The organism is Vibrio sp. 10N.222.46.A1, assembly GCF_041473595.1.
Taxonomy (GTDB): domain Bacteria; phylum Pseudomonadota; class Gammaproteobacteria; order Enterobacterales; family Vibrionaceae; genus Vibrio; species Vibrio tasmaniensis_A.
The window spans coordinates 1-851 of the sequence record NZ_JBFRSN010000898.1; the positions used below are offsets into that span (position 1 = coordinate 1).

The 851-nt window shown below is 44.9% G+C and carries 1 protein-coding gene and 1 pseudogene; both read left to right on the forward strand.

Annotation, left to right across the window (positions count from 1 at the left end):
• Positions 1-202 (forward strand): annotated as a pseudogene (locus AB4496_RS21620) (hypothetical protein); the annotation flags it as partial.
• 173 nt (positions 203-375) lie between these two features.
• Positions 376-678, forward strand: coding sequence for a type IV conjugative transfer system pilin TraA (locus AB4496_RS21625; RefSeq protein WP_102258054.1), 303 nt, complete (start codon positions 376-378; stop codon positions 676-678).
• Positions 679-851 lie beyond the last annotated feature (173 nt).

The following is an 851-nucleotide window of genomic DNA, read 5'->3' on the forward strand; positions in this document are numbered from 1 at the left end:
TTGGAAGGGTGTTCATTTCGTTTCGGTTCAAAAACACACCCAATCAGTCCGTCAACTCACGCCACCACCATCAAAAAATGCTCGCAAAAAACATTATCGTAAACTCAAGAACACGATAATGACCCCTCAAAATTGGAAACAACACGTCAGTCGCAATCGCGGTTTGAAGTATGTAAACGCTTCCTTGTTGCCTTTAATGTAATCAAGAAGCGCATGGGACTCAACGGCAACATCTTAACTCATGCGGTTTAAAGCCTGCCCAAAAGTCTGACGAACGAACAACGTCCATTTTTCAACCCACCAGATGCACGACACCCCTTTTGATAATGGCGGTGCGATGTCGTGCCTCTTTTATCTACATTTAAAGGTAACCAAATGAAAAATAAAACATCACGCTTTCACTGCCCTCTTACGTATTGGCGTTACGTCTGCACGCTTATGGCCGTCTACTTTGCTTGTGCGTCACCCGCTTACGCCAATGACCTCTTTGCCAGTGGTAAAGATACCGTAACCAACACGGTCGGAACGGGGTCTTCTGGCGAGTTCTACATTTTAGTGGCAGGCCTAATTGGCGGCATCATCGTGGGCATCATGCAAAAGAACTGGGTGGGTGGCATCATCGGCTTTTTCGTTGGCGTGGTGTTCTGGGAAGTTGGTAAAGGGTTTGTAGGCTTATAAACCACATAAGGAGAGCGCGAAACTATTCGCCCTATTTCACCATGGATCATCAAGACAAACAAACCCTCTTCGCTTTTCCAAACTACTTACAAACCGACGTCAAAATAGTCGGATTTCCAATCGATGAAATACTCCCTTCTATCTTGTTGTTTTTGATGTTGTTCAACATCAAT